Here is a 20,088-nt window from a genome sequence, read left to right as displayed (position 1 = left end):
GCCGGCTCACCCAACTACAGGCGAGCGAATGTATGTCGAGCCGCAAACAAGCGATCGATGTCAGAAGTAATGTTTTGTTGTTTTAACGTTCGCTGGCTATCAATGGAAAAGTGATAGGCAGCGAACCGTCTACTGGCTTCGTCCATAACTAACTCCAATTAACTGGTGTTTTAAAAGGCAATAAGAAGTTGTCAGTTTCCATTCTCGGGGAACCGTTATAGGAAGGACTTTAAAGTGCCTTCAAATCAACTGAATGTGCGGCCTGTCAGGCTCGGCTTCGCAGCCGGAAGCGGCGCGCGATGCGTCGACTCGGTGGTTCCGGGCTGTCGTCCAGGCTCCAGCGTTGCTGAAGCCTACCCGTCATCGGGCAGACGCGCCAGTTGGCACGCGGGAGTGCCCTGGCAGGGGAAGAAGGGCTGGAAAGCGGCGCAATGGCGCGGTTCGCGAGCGTAGGCTCACGGCTGGGCTTGACCCGCATGGTCGAAGCAAAGGCGCGTACGCCGGGCATTACAGTGGTGGTGAAGTTCATAACATGCCTCTGGACCGGACGGACGCCGGTGAGGCAAGTTACGGTGGAGCATCAAGCTCTAGCGCAGCTCACCCGACCGAAAAGTCGAGTCCCGTCATTTTCTGGGTTATGTGCCAGATTCTGCAGTTTCGCAGTAACCCGACAGCGACTAGATACTGTGTCCATTGGATTCTTTTGTGAGTTGAAAAAAGGCCTTCGTCGAAGGCCCGGGCAATTTACTCAGGGTGGTTGGATACGTCAACCTTAAATGCCCGATTAGTAGTGTATTAAATGGAAAAAGCGGCGGGCTCTATGATTGATTCAGCTAAATGACAGAGAGTTGTCGTTCATGTGACGGAAGCGGAAGAACTTGCTGGCGGCCGATAACAAGTTTCCGTCGGCTCCCTTCAATGCAGTGCTAACGTTAGGGCCTTCGCAAAGTCAGGAGCAATTGAGCGTGGATATCGAGTGCGTGGTGGTCGGCGCCGGTGTGGTCGGGTTGGCGGTGGCCAGGGCGTTGGCCCGTAGTGGTCGGGAAGTGATCGTGGTCGAAGCGGGCGAGGGCATTGGGGGAGGGATCAGCTCACGTAACTCGGAAGTGATTCACGCCGGAATCTACTACCCGACTGGCAGCCTCAAGGCGCAGTTGTGCGTGGAGGGCAAGCAGCGTTTGTATGCCTTCTGCGATGAACACGGGGTTGATTATCAGCGTTTGGGCAAACTGATCGTGGCCACCGATGACCGCGAGTGTGCGGCCTTGCGCGTGTTGTTGGAGCAGGGCCGGCGCAATGGCGTCGATGACTTGCAATGGCTGGATGCGGCGCGAGCCCGGACGCTTGAACCGGCGCTGTCCTGCGTGGCTGCGCTGTGGTCGCCTTCCACCGGGATTATCGACTCTCATGCGCTGATGCTCGCACTTCAGGCCGATGCTGAGGCCGGCGGCGCGTCGGTTGTCTTGCGCACACCACTGGAGTCAGTCCGTTGCACCGGGCAAGGTTTCGAGTTGCAGTTGGGCGGCGTACAGCCGATGACCCTGAGCTGCCGTGAGTTGATCAATTGCGCTGGATTGTCCGCGCCGCCGTTGGCGAGTCGCATCGAAGGCCTGGCGCCGCAGCACGTTCCAACCGCCCGGCTGTGCAAGGGCAGTTATTTCAGCTTGAGTGGCCGGGCGCCGTTTCGGCATCTGGTCTATCCGGCGCCGGAAAGTGCCGGGCTGGGTGTGCACATGACCCTCGACCTTGGCGGTCAAGCGCGCTTCGGCCCGGACGTCGAATGGGTCGACCATATCGATTACCGCGTCGACCCGCGCCGGTCCGAGGGTTTTTATGAGGCCATTCGACGTTACTGGCCTGGTCTGCCCGATAACAGTCTGCAACCCGCGTACAGTGGCATTCGCCCGAAAATAAATGGCCCTAATGAACCGGCCGCCGACTTCACTATCAGCGGCCCGGCCGAGCATGGCGTGCCGGGGCTGGTGAACCTGTTTGGCATCGAATCACCGGGCCTGACCAGTTGCCTGGCGCTGGCCGATCGGGTGGTGGAGCGCCTTTCCCCCAAGTCAGTCGACGACACAATCCTGTAGCAGCTGCCGAGCACCGCGAGGCTGCGTCCGGCTCGGTCCGCGCTCGGGCGAAGCAGTCGTAAACCCTGCACACGCGGCCTTTCTGAAACACCGCGTCGCCTGATTTCACGACTGCTTCGCCCGAGCGCGGACCGAGCCGGACGCAGCCTCGCGCTGCTCGACAGCTGCTACACGGCGGCTACACAGAACGCATCGCGAAGGTGCCGGTTATCAGCCTTTGCGATGCCGCCCGCCGAGCGGGCTATGCTTTGCAGTGCGCCCATCACCATGGGAGATCTCTCATGATCAACGTACGCACTGCCCGCATGCTTGCCGATTACAAAAACTGGGCCGACCAGCGCCTCTTTGACAGCCTGGCCGCATTGCCGGCGGGGGAGGTCAGTAAAGAACGCGTCTCGGTGTTCAAAAACATGATCGGCACCCTGAACCACATCTACGTGGTGGACTGCATCTGGCAAGCTCACCTCGAAGGCCGAGGGCACGGCTTCAAAACCTCACATGATCTGTTGCATGCCGACCTTGGCGAACTGCGCATGGCACAACGGGAGATCGATCACTGGTACTGTGACTGGAGCGAACGGCAGACCGAGGCGTCGCTGGATAAAACCGTCGAGTTTTCGTTTGTGTCGGGCGAAAGCGGCACCATGAGCGCAGGCGCGATACTGATGCACGTGGTCAATCACGCCAGCTATCACCGTGGTTGGGTGATCCAGATGTACTTCGAAATCCCGGCCATGCCACCGGTCACGGACCTGCCGGTGTACCTGCGCGAGACCCAACCGACAGCGTTCACGTTGCTGCATGCCCCGGCAGTGGAGCCGACATGTAGTGTGCAATTTTCGAACGCAACCAGCGTTCTGCCGGATCGTTATCGTTGACGCCGTTCCAGACCATGGACAGCTCGGACAGCACGATGTCAAACGGCGGGTCGTCGGCACGCAACTGGCTACTGCCTTCGATCAACGCACACGCGGCGTAATCCGGCACCGTGGCCAGCATGTCGGTGCCGGCCAGCAGCGCCCTTAACCCAGCGAATTGCGGCACCGCCAATACCACCCGCCGTGAGCGACCGATACGGGCCAGGTCGTTGTCGATGGCCCCGGTCAAGTCCCCGGAAAACGACACCAGTGCATGCGGCCGGTCGCAGAACTCGTCCAGCGTCAGGGGCCCGGGCCGGTTATCACCGCGCAAAATCTTCACACTCAAGTCGCGCAACTTCTTGCGCTTGGCGTTGGCCGGCAGCTCCGTGGTGTAACTGATCCCGACAGAAATTTCGCCGCTGGCGAGCATCGATGACATCAGCAGATAATTCACCCGGCGCACCACCACCACAACGTTCTGCGCCTCCTCGCGAATCTGCTTGAGCAGCGGCGGAAACAGGCCGAACTCGGCGTCATCGGACAGGCCGATGCGAAACACATCACGGCTGGTGGCCGGGTCGAAATCCTTGGCCCGACTGACCGCACCGGAAATGGTGTCCATCGCCGGTTGCAACTCCTTCAGAATCACCAGCGCACGCGGGGTTGGCTCCAGTGTGCGACCGTTGCGCACCAGCAACGGGTCGTCGAACAGGTCGCGCAATTTCGCCAGTGAGGCACTGACGGCGGGCTGGCCGAGGAACAGCTTCTCCCCGGCGCGGGTCAGGTTTTTCTCGAACATCAGGGTTTCGAAAATCACCAACAGGTTCATGTCCACGCGGCGCAGGTCGTTGCGGTTCATGTTGGAGGCTCGCAGGATTTGAGGGTCTGTTCAGTAAAGCATCAAACCTGAGAGGGTCATTAAACGGCGATGTTTAACACACATCTCCAGACACTCTGTGAGGCTACACAACCTTGCGCCGTTGCCTACGACTGCGCCAGAATCCGCCGGCTTGTGCGCCTTGGGCCGGGACTTTACTGTTTGCCGGTCGCTGAAAAACAGCGATCGGGTTTGGTAGCCCGGCTGACTTAGTGCATAGCACACCTGATGCAGCCCCTGCGGTCTGCGTCTTTATGGTGGCCATGCGCAGGGCGCTTTCGAGCGCGCCGGTTTCCAAGTCACCGGTCTACCAACCCGCGTATGGTCACCACCTCTTCGTTTGGTAGCGAAAGTGATGGCTCCTCTGTTCTGATTTGGAGTTTCACTATGTTCAAGATCACACCTAACCCGCCAGAAACCGACACCGACGACGTTTCCCCCTACGAATCCACCGATTCCAAAAAGCTCAACACCGCCGCCGACCGCGCCCTCGATTACTACCTCAAACCGGTCATCCCCAAAGACACGCCACGCAAACCCAGCACCATCTACTTCGTCGGCCCCGACACCGATAACGAATCCCTGCTGGTCAACGCCTGTGAGACGTTGGCGTCAGCGAGTGTCATGTTGAGCGATTTCGCGGGGCAACTGAACGGTACACAGCGCCACACCTTGCTTGGCATTCAACATTCCGTGATGTTGGGTGAACTGGCGGTGAACCGGATGCTGGATAACTTCGATCCGCAAAGCTAAGGCCACAACTGCATGGCTGATAGCTGAGTTTTGCGGTGCTTGTCCGGGCCTTATCGCGAGCAGGCTCACTCCTACACTGATCTCGGCTCAAGCCGAATCCGGTTCCGTCAGCACCTTCCTGAACGTCTCCACCAACGGCCGCAAATTAATCCGGTGCCACGCTGCCCACAACGGCGTGGTAAACGAAATCCACGGCACTTCCCGCAGCACTACACCCGGTGGTGCATTGCGGCTCAGGCCTTTCTGAATCATCGCTATCCCCAACCCTGACGCCACCAGCCCCAATGCGGTGAACGGTTCGGTGGCTTCCATGCGGATGTCCGGGGTGAAGCCGGCGCGGATACAGGCGCTGACGAAGTCGTCGCGGCTGGTGACGTTCTGGCGGTGTTGCACGCCGATCCATTCCTGATCGGCCAGGTCGGCCGGGGTCAGTTCCGACTGGTGGGCGAGGGGATGGTGCTCGGGCAGGGCCAGCAGCATCGGATCGTCCAGCACCTGAAAACCCAGAAGATCCGGATCATCAGCGACGGGCGGTTCGCCGACCAGGGCGATATCCAGACTACGCTGGCGCAGTCCTTCGAGTTGCTCGACGGAGCTCAGGTTGTACAGCGCGACATGCACGTTCGGCCGGTCGACGCGCAACACGCGCAAGGCATTCGGCAGCACGCCGGCATGCATGGCGTTTTCGATGTAGCCGATGCATAAGCCGCCTTCTTCGCCGCGACCGAGGCGTTTGCCGAGGGATTCGAGGCGATTTGCATGGGTCAGCAGGGCACGGGTTTCAGCGAGAAACGTCTGGCCGTCGCGGGTCAGGCGGATGCGTTGCTGGCTGCGTTCGAACAGGGTCAGGCCCAGGCGTTCTTCGAGCTGGGCGATCTGCCGGCTCAGCGGCGATTGGGAAATGTGCAGGCGTTCGGCGGCGCGACCGACGTGTTCTTCTTCGGCGACGGCGAGGAAGTAGCGCAATTGGCGAATGTCGATCATGTCAGACCTATAGGGACTCAAGTGCTGCGCATTATGTCTTGGACGGTCCGACTGTCGCAATCTAGGATCTGCTCAACGGTCAGGCAACTGACCACTGAAACTGACGAGGATTGAATCATGAGCTTGAAAGACAAACTGCCCGGCGCGCTGGGTTTCGGCACGGCGCCATTGGGCAATATGTTTCGCGCCATTCCTGAAGAAGAGGCGCTGGCCACTGTGCACGCCGCCTGGGATGCCGGCGTACGTTACTTCGACACCGCGCCGTTCTACGGTTCGGGCCTGTCGGAAATCCGCTTGGGCAACGCGCTGGCCCAGTACAACCGCGACGACTATGTGCTGAGCAGCAAAGTCGGCCGGGTCATTCTTGATGAGGTCGAAGACGCCGCGGCCCGTGATCTGGGTGAGAAGAGCGGGGTGTTCGAACACGGTCGCCCGAACAAGATCGTCAACGACTACAGCGCCGACGCCACACTGCGCTCCATCGAAGACAGCCTCAAGCGTCTGCAAACCGACCGTCTGGACATCGTCTGGGTGCATGACATCGCGCAGGACTTTTATGGCGATCAATGGCTGGAATACTTCAATCAGGCCCGCACCGGCGCGTTCAAAGTGCTAACCCGTTTGCGCGAAGAAGGCGTGATCAAGGGCTGGGGGTTGGGCGTGAACAAGGTCGAGCCGTGCGAGCTGACCCTTGATCTGACCGAAGCCCAACCCGACGGCTTCCTGCTAGCGGGTCGCTACACTCTTCTCGACCACGATCGAGCGTTGCAACGTTTGATGGACGCCGCCCTGGCGCAGAAGGTCGAGATCGTGGTCGGTGGTCCTTACAGTTCGGGCATTCTGGCTGGCGGTGCGCACTTCGAATACCAGAAGGCCAGCCCGGCGATCATCAACAAAGTCGAGCACATCAAACGCATCGCCGCCGCTCATGGTGTCGACATCAAGGCTGCGGCGTTGCAGTTCTCGTTGGCCAACCCGGCCGTGGCGGCGGTGATTCCGGGGTCCAGCCGTCCGGAGCGAATTGCTGAAGACGTGGCGGCGCTGTCGGCGGTTATTCCCGCAGCTTTCTGGCAGGCGATGCGCGACGCAAAACTGGTGTCCGACCGCGCGCCATTGCCGATCACAGGAGTTTGAGCATGAAGATTGATCTGAGTGGAAAACTCGCCATTGTCAGCGGCAGCACCGCCGGCATTGGCCTGGGCATCAGCAAGGCGCTGGCCGAATCCGGCGCCACGGTGGTGGTGATCGGCCGTGAGACGGTCAAGGTCGAGCAGGCGCTGGCGAGCATTCGTCAGAGCGTGCCGGGTGCGCAATTGCGCGGCCTGACCGCCGACCTGGGTACTGCCGAAGGCGCCGAGCTGTTGTTTGCTGCCGAACCGCGCGCCGACATTTTGGTGAACAACCTCGGGATCTTTAACGAGGTGGATTTCTTCGACACGCCAGACAGCGAGTGGACGCGGTTTTATGAGGTCAATGTAATCTCCGGCGTACGCCTGTCCCGGCATTACGTGCCGGACATGGTCAAGCAGGGCTGGGGCCGGGTGATTTTCCTGTCCTCGGAATCCGGGATCGCGATCCCGGCCGACATGCTCAACTATGGCGTGACCAAAAGCGCCAACCTGGCGGTGTCCCATGGCCTGGCCAAACGCCTGGCGGGCACTGGCGTGACGGTCAATGCGATTCTGCCCGGCCCGACGCTGACCGATGGCCTGGAGCAGATGCTCAAGGACGCTACTGCCGAATCCGGCCGCAGTGTTCGCGAAGAAGCTGATGCGTTCGTGCGCAAGGCGCGGCCGACGTCGATTATCCAGCGAGTGGCGAATGTCGAAGAAGTCGCCAATTTGGTGGCTTACATCGCTTCGCCGCTGTCCTCGGCCACGACCGGCGCGGCATTACGCGTCGATGGCGGTGTCGTCGACAGCATGGCGATTTGAAAACTATTCATTTAGAGAGAGCTTTACATGGCGACTGCATCAGCGTTTATCGATATCCCGGCCTCGGCCGATGAAGTGTGGCAATTGATCGGCGGCTTCAACTCGCTGCCGGACTGGCTGCCGTTTATTCCCAAAAGCGAGTTGAGCGAAGGCGGGCGCGTGCGCAGTCTGCAAACCGCGGACGGCGCGGTGGTGGTTGAGCGGCTGGAGGTGTTTGACAACGCCGGGAAGACGTACAGCTATTCGATTCTGCAGGCGCCGTTTCCGGCTACTGAGTATCTGGCAACTATCCGTGTTGAAGCGCAGGGGCAGGGGGCTCGGGTTACGTGGTCGGGGCGGTTTGAACCGGTGGGTGTGAGTGAGGAAGAAGTGGTGGCGTTGTTCAACGGGATTTATCAGGGCGGGCTGCAGGCACTGCGGGCCAATTACCCGGCCTAGAAATACGAGTTGACCTTGTAGCAGCTGCCGAGCCTGCGAGGCTGCGTTCGGCTGCGAAGCAGTCGTGAAATCAGGCAACGCGGTGTATCTGACAGACCGCGTGCTCAAGTTTTACGACTGCTCCGCAGCCGAACGCAGCCTCGCAGGCTCGGCGGCTGCTACAAGGGTTGTGTCAGGGCTGAGTTTTTGCAATCAAGCACCAACCGCGCGCCACCGAGTTCGCTGCTACCCACCTCCAGCGCAAACCCATGCAGGCTGGCAATCGCCGCGACAATCGACAATCCCAAACCAAACCCGCTTTTCTGATGGCCCCCCTCAGCACGATAGAAGCGTTGAAACACCGCCTCGCGTTCGGCCTCTGGAATGCCCGGGCCGGAGTCGAGCACTTCGATTCGCGTAAATCCACCTTCACGGACCCCGCGCAATATCACCTCGCCCCCCGGCGGTGTGAACTTGATCGAGTTACTCAGCAAATTCGCCACAGCTTCGAACAACAGCGCTCGATCCCCGTTAAGCGCTGGCAAGCTCGCTGGCAATTGCAGGGTGAAATTCAGTTCGCCTTCTTCTGCCAGCGGCAGGTAAAAGTCGTGCAGCTCTTGCAGCAACGGCACCGGGTCCAGTTGCACAAAACCTGACCGACGCTGGCGATCTTCCAACTCGGAAATCCGCAGCAACCCGCGAAAGCGCGCCATCAGTGTGTCCGCTTCACCGAGCACGGAATCCAGTTGCACGGCCAGCGTCGAGCCGTCTTCAGCCTGTTGCTGAATCCGGTACAGCTGCGCCCGCAGGCGTGTCAGCGGGGTGCGCAGGTCGTGGGCGATGTTGTCGCAGACACCCTTGACCTCGTGCATCAACCGCTCGATGCGTTCCAGCATGGCGTTGACGATGGCGGCGAGCATGTCCAGTTCATCGCGGCGATTGGACAAGGGCAGGCGTCGGGTCAAATCACCGGCGACGATGGCTTCGGCGCTGGCCTGGATCGCACGGATACGTCGCAGGGGGCGGCGCCGCAACAAGTGCCAACCGACAATGCCAGGAATGATCGTCAGCGTGACGCCCCAGAGCAACGCATGAAGGATGATCCGGGTGACAGCGAACAACGAACCGTTGTCGCGCACCAGCACTAGCCAGCGACCGTCCCGGGTCTGGGTCGCGACCGCGTCGCAGCTGTCGGCGGGCAGGGTCGGGTCGTCGGAGTCGGCGCAATCGCTGAGCATGTGGATCTTGCCGTCCAGCGGCAGGCCTTCGGGCATTTGGCGAAGTGCACCGCTGAGGTAGCGGTGCTGAGCATCGAACAGGCCATAGGCGTCGATGCCGCGAATGTCGAAGGTCATGCTGACGGCGAGGGCGTCCGCCAATTGTTCGCCCTGAAAGTGCGAAAACAAATGCTGACGTTGCATCAGCGAATGCTTGGCCAGGTTGTCCAGGTAAGCGGACACCTCGTAGTACATGACGCCCATGAGGATCGCGCTCCAGACCACAAACAGCGAGCTGTAGAGCGCCAGCAAGCGGCTGCTGGAGGAACGCCAGCCGTTAGACGGGTTCGGCAATGACATAACCCGAGCCTCGCACGGTCCGAATCAGTGGGGCCTGGCCTTGTGGGTCAATTTTCTTGCGCAAACGGCCGATGTGCACGTCGATCAGGTTGGTGCCGGGGTCGAAGTGGTAGCCCCAGACTTCTTCAAAGATCATCATGCGCGACAGAATCTGCCCGGTGTTGCGCATCAGGAATTCGAGCAATTTGTACTCGGTCGGCAGCAGCGTCAGCAGCAGGCCGGCGCGGCTGGCTTCGTGGCTGATCAGGTTGAGTTCCAGGTCAGCCACTCGCAGTGTGGTGGCCTGGGCGGTCACGGTGTTCTGACGGCGCAGCAGCACTTCAACGCGGGCGGCCATTTCATCGGTGGCGAACGGCTTGGTCAGGTAATCGTCACCGCCCGCGCGCAAGCCCCGCACCCGCTCATCGACGTCGGAGAGGGCGCTGATCATCAGGATCGGCGTGGCCACGCCCATGGTCCGCAACGTGGTGACAATCGCCAGCCCATCGAGCTCCGGCAGCATTCGGTCGAGGGTGATCAGGTCGTAGTCGCCACTGACCGCACGCTCCAGGCCTTCACGGCCATTGTCGACCCAATCGACATCGAGGCCGTGGCTGCTCAATTCGGCGACGATTTCCCGGGCGGTCACGGCGTCGTCTTCGATGGTCAAGATGCGGGTCATAGGGCTGGCCTGATTAGCGGTTCTCAATGATGTGCAGCATTTTGCCAAGAAATGATTGAAGGCTTTCTAAATAAAACTTCATGCACTTATTATTTCATTCAATGCAGAAAACCCGTCGTGTTGACGTGTTCCTTGCAAATCGCATGAGAAATAGAAGTTAAATCTTTATAGGCTATTGAAAAACAACGATTTATTTAGTTTTTGCGTCTGGCACGGTGACTGCAATGCTCCATTCGAAGAGTTGTTACACCATCTTTCCTGCCTGGAGCGATACAACAATGAATAGATCTTCTGATGGTTTCTATCCGGTCGCAGAAGAAACAAGCACGCTCTCGAGTGTGTCCTGATTCGCTGAGGCTCATTGCCTCTGCCGCTTCTGCCTCTGGTGGAAGCGGCGTTTTGCTGTGTGCTTGACTGTAGGAGCATGGCTTGCCCGCGATGGCATCAGCACTGTCACCACAGGACTTAAACCTTACTCACTTCCTGCTCCTCCAACTGATCCGACTCAAACAATTTAGCCAGCTCAGCCCGCGCTTCCTGCGCGGTCTGCAACACCTTCGCGGCATCGTCATAAACGGCATGCTGCGCCTCCAGCACCTGCTCATCGTGATGCTTGAAGCGCTTGATCCGCGCATCGGCCTGGGCCTGGGTCAGCCCCAGGCCAACCAACGTGCGCCGGCTCATTTCCAGGCTCGAGTAATAGGTTTCTCGAATCGCCTCGGCGCCAAGATCCACCAGGCGATGCACATGCTGGCGGTTACGTGCTCGAGCAATGATTTTGATGTGCGGATACAACCGATGCACCACCTCGGCGGTCTTGATGTTGGTGTCCGGATCATCGGTGGCGATGACAAAATATTCGGCCTGTTCGACCTTGGCTGCGCTGAGGATTTCCGGGCGCATCGGGTCGCCATAGAACACCGGCACACCGCCGAAACTGCGGGACAGTTCGATGGTTTCCACCGAGGTGTCGAGCGCCACGAATTTGATGTTTTGCGCCCGCAGAATCCGCGCCACGATCTGCCCCATTCGGCCCATGCCGGCAATCACCACACGCGGCGCATCGGTGTCGATTTTACGAAATTTTTCCGGCACCACGACAGGTTGCACCTTGGGCGAATAGAGCCGTGCGCACAGCAGCAACAACAGCGGCGTCACCGCCATGGACAGGGTGATCGTCAGCACCAGCAAGTCGTACAGGTGCGGCTCGAACAAGCCCTGATCGCGGCCGATCTTGAACACCACAAATGCGAATTCACCACCAGCCGCCAACACGATGCCCAGACGCAGCGCATTGACATTGCCCAAGCCACCGGCCAATCGACCCACGATAAACAGCAGCGGCAGTTTGATTGCGATCAGCAGTAACGTCAGCCCGAGCACTGCAATCGGCGCGCTGAGCAGCAAGCTCAGGTTGGCCCCCATACCGACGCTGATGAAGAACAACCCCAGCAGTAGGCCTTTGAATGGTTCGATCTGCGCTTCCAGTTCATGCCGGTATTCGGAGTCCGCCAGCAGCAACCCGGCGAGGAACGCGCCAAGCGCCATGGACACGCCGACCAGGTCCATCAGCCACGCCGTACCGATCACCACCAGCAGCGCCGTCGCAGTGGACACCTCCGGCAAACGAGTCTTGGCAACCACGCGAAACACCGGGCGCAACAGATAGCGTCCGCCGATCACCACCACCGCAATGCTGGCCAACACTCGCAAACCATGATTCACATTGTCGGCCGCGGTGCTGGCGTGATCGCCACCCGCCAGCAGCGGGACCATGGCGATCAGCGGGATCGCGGCGATGTCCTGAAACAGCAGAATCGCAAACGCCAACCGGCCGTGAGGGCTGGTCAGTTCCTTGCGCTCAGCCAGGCTTTGCAAGCCAAACGCGGTGGACGACAAGGCTAGGCCAAGGCCCAGCACGATGGCGCTGTTCAGCGGCTGACCGAAGACGAACAGCGCCAGTACGCCAATCACCAAACCCGTCAGCAGCACCTGCGCCAGACCCACGCCGAACACTGATTTGCGCATCACCCACAAGCGTCGCGGCGACAGTTCCAGGCCGATGACGAACAACAGCAACACCACGCCGAGTTCAGAGATGTGGCTGACACTTTGCGGATTGCCAATCAACCCCAGCACGGACGGCCCGATGAGGACGCCGGCAAACAGATAACCCAGCACGGCTCCCAATTGCAGGCGCTTGGCCAAGGGCACGGTGAGCACCGCCGCGAACAGAAATACGACAGCGGCTTGCAACAGGTTGCCTTCATGGGGCATGACTTACTCCAACACTCGATACGGCGGGGCGCCAAGGATAAAGGCTGCGGCGAAATGCGTCAGCCTTTACGCGCCGATAAACGGCTATCGCTGGCAAGCCAGCTCCTACAGGAGAACGCGCTTACCTGTAGGAGCTGGCTTGCCAGCGAAGATGCTCGAGCAGACAACCGTGCAATCAAATAAATGCCCCGAGATGGGCCATCCCCCGAACCACGAATACCGCTATCGCGAGCAGGCTCGCTCCCACAGGGGAATGCGGTCACCTGTAGGAGCTGGCTTGCCAGCGAAGACGCCCGACCAGACAACCGTGCAATCAGATAAACGCCTCGATATGTGCCATCCCCCGAGCCACATACTCATCCTTCTCACCCACCGGCGCGAAGTTGTGCAACACCTCCCGAGCCGCTTCAGTGCCTTTCAGTCGAGCTAGAAACCACACCGCCAAATACTGCGCCGACAAACAACCACCTGCCGTCGCGACATTCCCATTGGCATAAAACGCCTGATTGACGACATTTACACCAGCCGCCTGCACCCACGGCTTGCTGATGGCATCGGTGCAAGCGGGGGCGTCGCCGAGCAAGCCGAGCTTTGCCAGTAAAAAGGTGCCAGAACATTGCGCAGCCAGTAACTGCCGGCCTGGATCGAAACGCAGTTGATCCATGATCGCCGAATTCTCAGCTACTTCACGAGTCTTGCGTCCGCTCCCAACCAGCACAGCATCCGCCTGGCAAGCCTCGGCCAGATCAATCTGCGCATCAATGGTCAAACCATTCATGGACGTGACACGCGGCGTCGGCGAAGCGATGCTCACGCGCCAGTCCATGTCTCCCAGCAGCGACACCCGGCTGAGCATGCCGTAAGCGATCAGGGAATCCAGTTCGTTGAAACCGTCGAAGGTCAGAATGGCAATGTGCATGGCGGTCAGTCCTGAGTGTGTTCACGCAGCCTACGCCGAGCCGAGGCGCAATCCCCGGTACAGTCAGGCGCAGAATCATCGCAACAGTAAGGAATGATTTTTCGCAAGCACAGTACCGCGGTGGAGCGTTCAAGCCCTATTGGCCGGGAGCTCGCACAGGGCTCTCGAAGCCCAACCGATACTGATTATTCCCACTGCGCTTGGCCTCATACATCGCCAGGTCCGCAATATGAATCAGCCGGTCCATGCTTGGCGCATGGTCCGGGTACACCGCGACCCCGAGACTGGTGCCGATGTGGCGCTGGTCGTTACCGATGATGATCGGCGGTGAAAGTTCGACGAAGATTTTCTGGCAGATGCTGCGCGCTTCATCCTGCAGGCAGATGTCCTGAGGCAATCCTTGGAGAATGACCACAAATTCGTCGCCGCCGATTCGGGCGACGGTGTCGGTGGAACGCAATATTTTTTTCAACCGGGCGGCCGTGGCGATCAGGACGCGGTCGCCGGCCGCATGGCCGTAGTGATCGTTGATGGCCTTGAAACCGTTGAGGTCGACAAACACCAGCACAACCCGTGTGGCGCCGATACGGGCTTGTTCCAGTGCCTCGGACAAACGTTCTTCCAGCACCAGTCGATTGGGCAGCCCGGTCAGTGGATCGTAATGAGCCAGGTATTGCAGGTAACTGGCGGAAGCTTTTTCCTCTGTGATGTCGCGCACTACGCCCATCATTTTGACGGTGGCATCGTGGTCGTTCTTGACCACGTTGCCGGTCTCTCGCAACCAATGGATGCTACCGTCGGGCCAGACGACGCGGTATTCCTCGTCATGGTTTTCGCCGGTTTCCAGGCAGCGCAATTCCCCGGCGCGCACGCTGGCGCGGTCCTCCGGGTGTACGCAGGAGCAAAACAGGGCGTAGGAGGGTGTCACTTCGCCGATCTTGAAGCCGAACATGCCGTAGATCGCGTCCGACCAGTAGAGCTTGTCGGTGTCGACGTCCCAGTCCCAGGTGCCGATACGGGCGAAGTATTGACTGCGTTTGAAGCGTTCGGCGTCGCCATTCTGACGCACGGACGGTCCCTCGGACAGGCTGGCAATCAGTGCACGACACTCGCCCAGTTGTTTTTTCAGCGAGCGCTCTCGATAGATCATCGCGATGAGCAGGGCAAGCATGACTGAGCCAATGGCTGCGCTGATCCAGAGCAGATTCATTCAGGGAGAGTCATTGGGTATTAAACCGAGGGAAACGTTGGTGCTTATGTTAGTTCACCGGACCGCTTGGTTGCAGTCGCTTTCTATCTAGCGAGCGCTAGACTTGATGTGCAGCGATTGTCCCATTCCGATAAAGGCACCTGAAGAGTTGCAAGCAGGATGATTTTCTGGGAAAACCACGACCCTCGAATACCGCAAACAGACCAACATCGTCATGAATGAACAACTGCAAATCATCGACCTCCAGCCAGGCGACGGCAAAGCCGCCGTCAAAGGCGCGCTGATCACCACCCAATATCGTGGCTGGCTGGAAGACGGCACCGAATTCGACTCGTCCTACAGCCGTGGCAAACCTTTCCAGTGCGTGATTGGCACTGGCCGGGTTATCAAAGGGTGGGATCAGGGGATTATGGGGATGCAGGTGGGCGGCAAGCGCAAATTGCTGGTGCCGGCGCATCTGGCCTATGGCGAACGGACGATGGGCAAGATTACGCCGAACTCGAACCTGATTTTCGAGATTGAACTGCTGGAAGTGCTGACGCGGGATGATTGACTGAGGCTTGGGATGAAAGGATTTTTTTGGCGAGGTGGCTTGTCGGGGACTAACCTTCAGCCCTGAAACGCCTCCCGATACGCATACAACCCCGGTGTACCGCCGGTCATCACAAACAGCACATTGTCACCGGATCGGAAGCCTCCTTGCGTGAGATCGGCCAGCAACCCGGCGAACGCTTTCCCGGAATATACCGGGTCGATCAACAGCCCTTCAGCGCGAGCCATCAAACGCACCGCGTCCAGCATGGCCGGTGTCGGCAGGCCGTATCCATCGCCCAACTGACTGCCGTCGATGACGATCTCTGAAGCCTGAACACTGGCGCTGCTGCCAAGTAAAGACAGTACATCCTGGGTCAGTTGCAGGGTTCTGGCCGCTGAGGTATCCCTGTCTGATAAAACCGAGTACGACTTCACCAGCGAAGTACCTCGATCCAGCAACTGAAACCCGGCCGCGAGCCCGGCGTGGGTGCCGGCGCTGCCGTTGGGTACCACGACCTGATTGAAGGTGAGGCCGAGTTCGGTTTCTTGTTGCGCAATCTCCTCCGCGCAGCGCGCATAGCCAAGAGCGCCCAGCGGTGTCGAGCCGCCCGTAGGAATCACCAGTACCTTGTGCCCGGAAGCCCGAAGGTGTTCGGCGCGTTTCTCGGCTTCGGCAAGTGAATCGCTGCCACCGGCCAGCACGCAGATGGAGGCGCCGAACAACTGGTCGAGCAGGACGTTGCCGTTGAGTTCGTAGCCCACTTCCGTTTTCGGGACTGATCGGGTGAGGATCAGTTCGCAGGCGATACCGAGGCGGGCACACACCGCAGCGGTCAGCCGCGCATGGTTGGATTGAAGGCCGCCGATGGTGATGACCGTTTCGACCCCGGCCCCAATGCTGCGCCGAGATGAAATTCGAGTTTGCGCAGTTTGTTGCCACCACCGCCAATCAGCATGTGATCATCGCGCTTGAGGAACAGGCCGATGCCTTGCGCCTTCAAACCCAACTGCTGCTCAAGGCGTTCAGCGCGCTGGATGGGCGTCGGGCCTTGCAGAAGGTCGGCCCGGGCAAAAGAACTTAATGACTTGTCCAGAAGGGTTTGCATCAATGCTGGCTCGATGTTCAATGTTATTACGGTGACTCTAGGGAGAAAGCCCCTGCGGATAAACACATCGCCGGTAACAACTCTTTTAACCTGATGTATTTAATGCAGGCATGATCATGGCCAAACTCAGGCCAATGGAAGTCTTCGTCGCGGTGGTCGAGGCGGGGAGCTTCACCGACGCCATGTTATGGGAGGGCGCGTGTCGCCAATCAACGAATATGCAGCTGTTCAACTGCTGGACGAGGCTTTTCGGCACTGGACCGGCCAGGGTCTGCCGGCCCCCGAATCACTGACCGGAACGGAACGCTTGCACTGGTTGCACGAGCACGCGCCTTACAGCCTGTTAGCCCATGGCACTGAAGACGATCCTCGTTTCTTCTATGCCAATGAACAGACGCTGGCCAGTTTCAAATACGATCGCTCGCAGTTCCTTGGTATGCCGTCACGGTTCAGCGCTTCACCGTTGGACCGAGCCATGCGCCAGACATTGCTGGAACAGGTCACGGTCAACGGAATTGCTCACGGCTATAGCGGCTGGCGGGTGGACAGGGACGGCAATGCCTTCATGATTTACGAAGGCAAAGTCTGGACCCTGATCGATCAGCACGGCGAGCATCGGGGGCAGGCAGCATTGTTCTGGCCGGATAGTTCGCGCGTTGGTGTAATTGATTGACAGGTTTTGAATGATGCGTCGTTTGTCATGACTTCTTCGCGGTCTCACGCCACATCACGAAACACCGGAATCCGCCCATTCAACGAAGGCCGGTACTCCCAGGCCAATCGTTCCGGCGCAGGCTGGTGCGCCAGAATCTCCCGCAACGTCGCACTGGCAATCCCCAACGCCAACAATTGCCCCGGACACTGATGCCGCCCCGCGCCAAAGGTAAAACTTCGGCGCTGCGGGCGATCCAGACGAAAGACGTCGGGGCTGTCATTCAGCTGCGGATCGCGATTGGCCGACGCCAACAGCACCAGAACCACATCGCCCGCATGCAGGCGCACGCCCTCAGTCTCACAGGGCGCGGCAACAAACCGGCGAGTGTTTTGCACCGACGGGTCAAAACGCTGGGTTTCGGCAATCAAATCATCTACGCAGCCCTGCTGAAGCGATGGATGTCGAATCACCGCCAACAGCGCATTGCCGATCAGCCCCGCAGTGGCTTCAAAGGTCTGGGAAAACAGGCCAATCAGATTGGCGATCAGCGTTTCCTGGTCGCCAGCGAAGCGCTCGCGAATCCCGGTGAGCAGTGGGCTTTTATTGTCCGGGTCGTCGAGCAACTCAATGAAGTAACCTCGTAAATGTTCAGCGGCAGCCTGTGCTGCGTTGAGTTGCGCCTGAACGCTGAGCGACGACAGGCATGCCACGAAATCCGCTGTCAGCTCGCTGATCGTCCGACCCTGAGCCGGCGTGAACCCCAGCAGTGCCGCCACCACGCACACCGGCCCGCGAAACATGGCGTTGTACAAACCGTCGACGTCCGGCGTGATCAATCGCGCCGCCACCAACGCATTGACTTCATCCCCATCAATCAACCCTAGCCCTGGCTCAATCGCCGACCTCGGGCAGCGCTGCCGTTCACCTTCATTCATCCGCATCAACTGCCCGAACACCTTGCCCGCCAGGCCGCCGGCAATCGCCTTGGGCACCGGTTCGGCGACCGGCCGGACATGGCAATCAGGGTGTGCCAGTACGGCGGCGACCGCTCGGGCGCTGCTGGCCACCCACATTTTCAGTCCTTCGTGAAAAATCAGTCCTCCTTGGTCACGCAATTGCGCGTAATAGGGATAAGGGTCGGCATGAGTCGCAGCGATGATCGGGTCCATGGGTCGCAGCCTCGTTCGGGGTGGGGAAAGTGTTGCTACTATCTCCAGTCCGAAAGGCCCTTGATTCGTCCGGGAGCGAAATATGAACGTAGAACAACACGACATCGGCGTCTCTCACGTAGCGGCAGCCATCGCGGAGCCGGCCCGGACGAAAATCCTCTGTTCGCTGATGGACGGCCACGCCCGCACCAGCACCGAACTGGCGGCGATTGCCGAGGTAAGCGCCTCCACCGCCAGCGCGCACTTGTCCAAACTCAAGGAACTGGCGCTGGTGCGGCTGCACGTGCAGGGCCGCCATCGTTATTACAGCCTGGCGGACAAACGCGTGGCCCAGGCACTGGAAGCGCTGATGGTGATCGGCCAGAACACCGCGCCGACGTTCAACTCGCGCACGCCGGATCGCCTGCAATTCGCTCGCACCTGCTACGACCACATGGCCGGCACGCTGGCGGTGTTGCTGCATGACCGGATGCTGGAAAAAGGCTGGTTGCTGGAAACCGATGAGCAGGCTTATCGGCTGAGTGACAGCGGCGAGGCGCTGTTTGAAGGATTGGGCATTGAGGTCAAGGACCTGAGTACGCTGCGTCGCCGTTTCGCCTGTCCGTGTCTGGACTGGAGCATGCGTCGGCCGCATCTGGGTGGCTCGTTGGGGGCGGCGTTGCTGCAATCCGCGATCAAACGTAAGTGGGTGACGCAGGACCTGGACAGCCGGGCGTTGACGTTGACGGCGGTGGGGCGCAAGGCGCTTGGCGCGCAGTTCGACCTGGCGCTGCCGTCTTCAAACGGATCATCAATACCTATTGATAAAAGGCATCAAGATATTTCCGTTACCCACTGAATTGTAAAAATAACTCTGACAAATCGAAGGCGAAAAAAAGCCCGGCTATCCAATCGATAGCCGGACTTTTTTGCTCGAGCGAACAGCCGCGTCAGATCAAACCTTGACGATCCAGCCCGCTGGCGCTTCGATGTCGCCGGTCTGTACACCGGTTAGCTCTTTGTAGAGCTTCTGGGTGACCGGGCCGACTTCGGTTTCGCTGTGGAACACGTGCAGGTGGTCGTTGTAGCTGATGCCGCCGATCGGGGTGATCACGGCCGCGGTACCGCAAGCGCCGGCTTCCTTGAAGTCCGAGAGCTTGTCGATGAACACGTCACCTTCAATCACTTCCATGCCCAGACGCGATTTGGCCAGTTCGATCAGCGACAGGCGGGTGATGCCTGGCAGGACCGACGGCGAGTTCGGGGTGACGAACTTGTTGTCGTGGGTGATCCCGAAGAAGTTGGCAGAACCGACTTCTTCGATCTTGGTGTGGGTCATCGGGTCCAGGTAGATGCAGTCAGCGTAGTGAGCTTTCTTGGCCTGGGAACCTGGCATCAGGCTGGCGGCGTAGTTGCCACCGACCTTAGCCGCGCCGGTGCCTTGTGGGGCTGCACGGTCGAAGCTGGAGATCAGGAAGTTGTGCGGGGTCAGGCCGCCCTTGAAGTAGGCGCCGACCGGAATGGCGAAGATCGAGAAGATGAACTCGGGGGCGGTACGTACGCCGATGTTGTCACCCACGCCGATCACGAACGGGCGCAGGTACAGCGCGCCGCCGGTGCCGTAAGGCGGGATGAAACGCTCGTTGGCGCGGACCACTGCTTTGCAGGCTTCGATGAACTGTTCGGTTTCGACGAACGGCATCAGCAGGCGTGCACAGCTGCGCTGCATGCGCAGGGCGTTCTGGTCCGGGCGGAACAGGTTGATCGAACCGTCCTTGCAACGATAGGCCTTCATGCCTTCGAAGCATTGCTGGCCATAGTGAAGGGCAGTGGAGCCTTCGCTGATGTGCAGCACGTTGTCTTCGGTCAGGGTGCCTTTGTCCCACTCGCCATTGCGCCAGTACGACAAGAAACGCTTGTCTGTCTTGATGTAGTCAAAACCCAGCTTGTCCCAATTGATGCTTTCGTTACCCATGACACCCTCTATCACTGAACAACCGCCGAAACGGTTCAAGGCTTCTGACGTTTTTTGGATGGGGACAACAATACTTCATTCCGAGGTGGTTTCGCAGCCTGCAATTCGATC

The 20,088-nt window shown here is 59.5% G+C and carries 19 protein-coding genes and 1 pseudogene; 9 read left to right on the top strand and 11 right to left on the bottom strand.

Features of this window, described 5'->3' with window-relative positions:
- Positions 1–265 precede the first annotated feature (265 nt).
- Positions 266–529, bottom strand: a complete 264-nt coding sequence (locus KGB06_RS15000; RefSeq protein WP_223516993.1) for a hypothetical protein — start codon at positions 527–529, stop codon at positions 266–268.
- Between the two features lie 430 nt (positions 530–959).
- Between KGB06_RS15000 and KGB06_RS14995 the strand changes: the two genes are divergently transcribed.
- Positions 960–2,090: an NAD(P)/FAD-dependent oxidoreductase gene (locus tag KGB06_RS14995; protein WP_223516992.1), complete on the top strand. Its 1,131-nt coding sequence runs from the start codon at positions 960–962 to the stop codon at positions 2,088–2,090.
- Between the two features lie 281 nt (positions 2,091–2,371).
- Positions 2,372–2,968, top strand: coding sequence for a DinB family protein (locus KGB06_RS14990; RefSeq protein WP_223516991.1), 597 nt, complete (start codon positions 2,372–2,374; stop codon positions 2,966–2,968).
- Here the strand turns inward: KGB06_RS14990 and KGB06_RS14985 are convergent.
- Complete coding sequence (locus tag KGB06_RS14985; protein WP_223516990.1) at positions 2,880–3,809, bottom strand: LysR substrate-binding domain-containing protein; 930 nt, start codon at positions 3,807–3,809, stop codon at positions 2,880–2,882. The genes KGB06_RS14990 and KGB06_RS14985 overlap by 89 nt on opposite strands.
- 405 nt (positions 3,810–4,214) lie before the next feature.
- Here KGB06_RS14985 and KGB06_RS14980 point away from each other — a divergent pair, with 405 nt between their 5' ends.
- Entirely contained in the window at positions 4,215–4,580 is a 366-nt protein-coding gene (locus KGB06_RS14980) for a DUF6124 family protein (RefSeq protein WP_223516989.1), read from the top strand.
- An 87-nt stretch (positions 4,581–4,667) separates the two neighbouring features.
- On the opposite strand, the gene KGB06_RS14975 is transcribed toward KGB06_RS14980, so the two are convergent.
- Positions 4,668–5,564, bottom strand: a complete 897-nt coding sequence (locus KGB06_RS14975; RefSeq protein WP_223516988.1) for a LysR substrate-binding domain-containing protein — start codon at positions 5,562–5,564, stop codon at positions 4,668–4,670.
- Between the two features lie 117 nt (positions 5,565–5,681).
- Between KGB06_RS14975 and KGB06_RS14970 the strand changes: the two genes are divergently transcribed.
- From KGB06_RS14970 to KGB06_RS14960, 3 genes are read left to right on the top strand one after another with little or no spacing between them, the layout of a single operon-like run.
- On the top strand, positions 5,682–6,698 hold the full coding sequence (locus KGB06_RS14970; protein WP_223516987.1) for an aldo/keto reductase: 1,017 nt from the start codon (positions 5,682–5,684) through the stop codon (positions 6,696–6,698).
- 2 nt (positions 6,699–6,700) lie between these two features.
- Positions 6,701–7,498 (top strand): SDR family NAD(P)-dependent oxidoreductase, encoded by a 798-nt coding sequence (locus KGB06_RS14965; RefSeq protein ID WP_223516986.1) that lies wholly within the window; start codon positions 6,701–6,703, stop codon positions 7,496–7,498.
- Positions 7,499–7,525: 27 nt separating this feature from the next.
- Positions 7,526–7,936, top strand: coding sequence for an SRPBCC family protein (locus KGB06_RS14960; protein WP_223516984.1), 411 nt, complete (start codon positions 7,526–7,528; stop codon positions 7,934–7,936).
- Between the two features lie 158 nt (positions 7,937–8,094).
- On the opposite strand, the gene KGB06_RS14955 is transcribed toward KGB06_RS14960, so the two are convergent.
- The 5 genes from KGB06_RS14955 to KGB06_RS14935 form a co-directional block, all read right to left on the bottom strand.
- Positions 8,095–9,492: a sensor histidine kinase gene (locus KGB06_RS14955; RefSeq protein ID WP_223516982.1), complete on the bottom strand. Its 1,398-nt coding sequence runs from the start codon at positions 9,490–9,492 to the stop codon at positions 8,095–8,097.
- Positions 9,470–10,153, bottom strand: a complete 684-nt coding sequence (locus KGB06_RS14950) for a response regulator transcription factor (RefSeq protein WP_223516981.1) — start codon at positions 10,151–10,153, stop codon at positions 9,470–9,472. Before KGB06_RS14950 ends, KGB06_RS14955 begins: the two co-directional genes overlap by 23 nt.
- A 465-nt stretch (positions 10,154–10,618) precedes the next feature.
- Positions 10,619–12,430 carry a monovalent cation:proton antiporter-2 (CPA2) family protein gene (locus tag KGB06_RS14945; protein ID WP_223516979.1) on the bottom strand — a complete coding sequence of 604 codons (1,812 nt, stop codon included), beginning with the start codon at positions 12,428–12,430 and terminating at the stop codon, positions 10,619–10,621.
- A 313-nt stretch (positions 12,431–12,743) separates the two neighbouring features.
- The gene (locus KGB06_RS14940; RefSeq protein WP_223516977.1) at positions 12,744–13,349 is read right to left on the bottom strand and encodes a DJ-1/PfpI family protein; all 606 of its coding nucleotides are present in this window, start codon (positions 13,347–13,349) and stop codon (positions 12,744–12,746) included.
- A 136-nt stretch (positions 13,350–13,485) separates the two neighbouring features.
- Positions 13,486–14,559, bottom strand: a complete 1,074-nt coding sequence (locus KGB06_RS14935) for a sensor domain-containing diguanylate cyclase (protein WP_223516975.1) — start codon at positions 14,557–14,559, stop codon at positions 13,486–13,488.
- A 214-nt stretch (positions 14,560–14,773) separates the two neighbouring features.
- Between KGB06_RS14935 and KGB06_RS14930 the strand changes: the two genes are divergently transcribed.
- Positions 14,774–15,112, top strand: a complete 339-nt coding sequence (locus KGB06_RS14930) for an FKBP-type peptidyl-prolyl cis-trans isomerase (protein WP_223516973.1) — start codon at positions 14,774–14,776, stop codon at positions 15,110–15,112.
- Between the two features lie 56 nt (positions 15,113–15,168).
- On the opposite strand, the pseudogene KGB06_RS14925 reads toward KGB06_RS14930, so the two are convergent.
- A pseudogene (locus KGB06_RS14925) lies at positions 15,169–16,199 on the bottom strand (D-cysteine desulfhydrase family protein).
- Between the two features lie 199 nt (positions 16,200–16,398).
- Between KGB06_RS14925 and KGB06_RS14920 the strand changes: the two are divergent.
- Positions 16,399–16,872, top strand: coding sequence for an MEKHLA domain-containing protein (locus KGB06_RS14920; protein ID WP_223516972.1), 474 nt, complete (start codon positions 16,399–16,401; stop codon positions 16,870–16,872).
- Positions 16,873–16,916: 44 nt separating this feature from the next.
- Here KGB06_RS14920 and KGB06_RS14915 read toward each other — a convergent pair whose 3' ends face one another.
- The gene (locus tag KGB06_RS14915; protein ID WP_223516970.1) at positions 16,917–18,023 is read right to left on the bottom strand and encodes a cytochrome P450; all 1,107 of its coding nucleotides are present in this window, start codon (positions 18,021–18,023) and stop codon (positions 16,917–16,919) included.
- Positions 18,024–18,105: 82 nt separating this feature from the next.
- Between KGB06_RS14915 and KGB06_RS14910 the strand changes: the two genes are divergently transcribed.
- Positions 18,106–18,861, top strand: coding sequence for an ArsR/SmtB family transcription factor (locus KGB06_RS14910; protein WP_223516968.1), 756 nt, complete (start codon positions 18,106–18,108; stop codon positions 18,859–18,861).
- A gap of 96 nt (positions 18,862–18,957) precedes the next feature.
- Here KGB06_RS14910 and KGB06_RS14905 read toward each other — a convergent pair whose 3' ends face one another.
- Complete coding sequence (locus KGB06_RS14905) at positions 18,958–19,977, bottom strand: branched-chain amino acid aminotransferase (RefSeq protein ID WP_223516966.1); 1,020 nt, start codon at positions 19,975–19,977, stop codon at positions 18,958–18,960.
- Between the last annotated feature and the right edge of the window lie 111 nt (positions 19,978–20,088).

The sequence above is a fragment of the Pseudomonas sp. GL-B-19 genome (genome assembly GCF_019956415.1).
GTDB lineage: Bacteria > Pseudomonadota > Gammaproteobacteria > Pseudomonadales > Pseudomonadaceae > Aquipseudomonas.
The sequence above is the reverse complement of the archived record's forward strand: the minus strand, read 5'-3'. Positions and strand labels throughout refer to the sequence as shown.

What these genes read in the sequence shown, in the direction of transcription:
- KGB06_RS15000 (WP_223516993.1), bottom strand. Translation starts at nt 529, where the DNA reads ATGAACTTCACCACCACTGTAATGCCCGGCGTACGCGCCTTTGCTTCG.
- KGB06_RS14990 (WP_223516991.1), top strand. Translation starts at nt 2,372, where the DNA reads ATGATCAACGTACGCACTGCCCGCATGCTTGCCGATTACAAAAACTGG.
- KGB06_RS14985 (WP_223516990.1), bottom strand. Translation starts at nt 3,809, where the DNA reads ATGAACCGCAACGACCTGCGCCGCGTGGACATGAACCTGTTGGTGATT.
- KGB06_RS14980 (WP_223516989.1), top strand. Translation starts at nt 4,215, where the DNA reads ATGTTCAAGATCACACCTAACCCGCCAGAAACCGACACCGACGACGTT.
- KGB06_RS14975 (WP_223516988.1), bottom strand. Translation starts at nt 5,564, where the DNA reads ATGATCGACATTCGCCAATTGCGCTACTTCCTCGCCGTCGCCGAAGAA.
- KGB06_RS14970 (WP_223516987.1), top strand. Translation starts at nt 5,682, where the DNA reads ATGAGCTTGAAAGACAAACTGCCCGGCGCGCTGGGTTTCGGCACGGCG.
- KGB06_RS14965 (WP_223516986.1), top strand. Translation starts at nt 6,701, where the DNA reads ATGAAGATTGATCTGAGTGGAAAACTCGCCATTGTCAGCGGCAGCACC.
- KGB06_RS14960 (WP_223516984.1), top strand. Translation starts at nt 7,526, where the DNA reads ATGGCGACTGCATCAGCGTTTATCGATATCCCGGCCTCGGCCGATGAA.
- KGB06_RS14955 (WP_223516982.1), bottom strand. Translation starts at nt 9,492, where the DNA reads ATGTCATTGCCGAACCCGTCTAACGGCTGGCGTTCCTCCAGCAGCCGC.
- KGB06_RS14950 (WP_223516981.1), bottom strand. Translation starts at nt 10,153, where the DNA reads ATGACCCGCATCTTGACCATCGAAGACGACGCCGTGACCGCCCGGGAA.
- KGB06_RS14945 (WP_223516979.1), bottom strand. Translation starts at nt 12,430, where the DNA reads ATGCCCCATGAAGGCAACCTGTTGCAAGCCGCTGTCGTATTTCTGTTC.
- KGB06_RS14940 (WP_223516977.1), bottom strand. Translation starts at nt 13,349, where the DNA reads ATGCACATTGCCATTCTGACCTTCGACGGTTTCAACGAACTGGATTCC.
- KGB06_RS14935 (WP_223516975.1), bottom strand. Translation starts at nt 14,559, where the DNA reads ATGAATCTGCTCTGGATCAGCGCAGCCATTGGCTCAGTCATGCTTGCC.
- KGB06_RS14930 (WP_223516973.1), top strand. Translation starts at nt 14,774, where the DNA reads ATGAATGAACAACTGCAAATCATCGACCTCCAGCCAGGCGACGGCAAA.
- KGB06_RS14915 (WP_223516970.1), bottom strand. Translation starts at nt 18,023, where the DNA reads ATGGACCCGATCATCGCTGCGACTCATGCCGACCCTTATCCCTATTAC.
- KGB06_RS14910 (WP_223516968.1), top strand. Translation starts at nt 18,106, where the DNA reads ATGAACGTAGAACAACACGACATCGGCGTCTCTCACGTAGCGGCAGCC.
- KGB06_RS14905 (WP_223516966.1), bottom strand. Translation starts at nt 19,977, where the DNA reads ATGGGTAACGAAAGCATCAATTGGGACAAGCTGGGTTTTGACTACATC.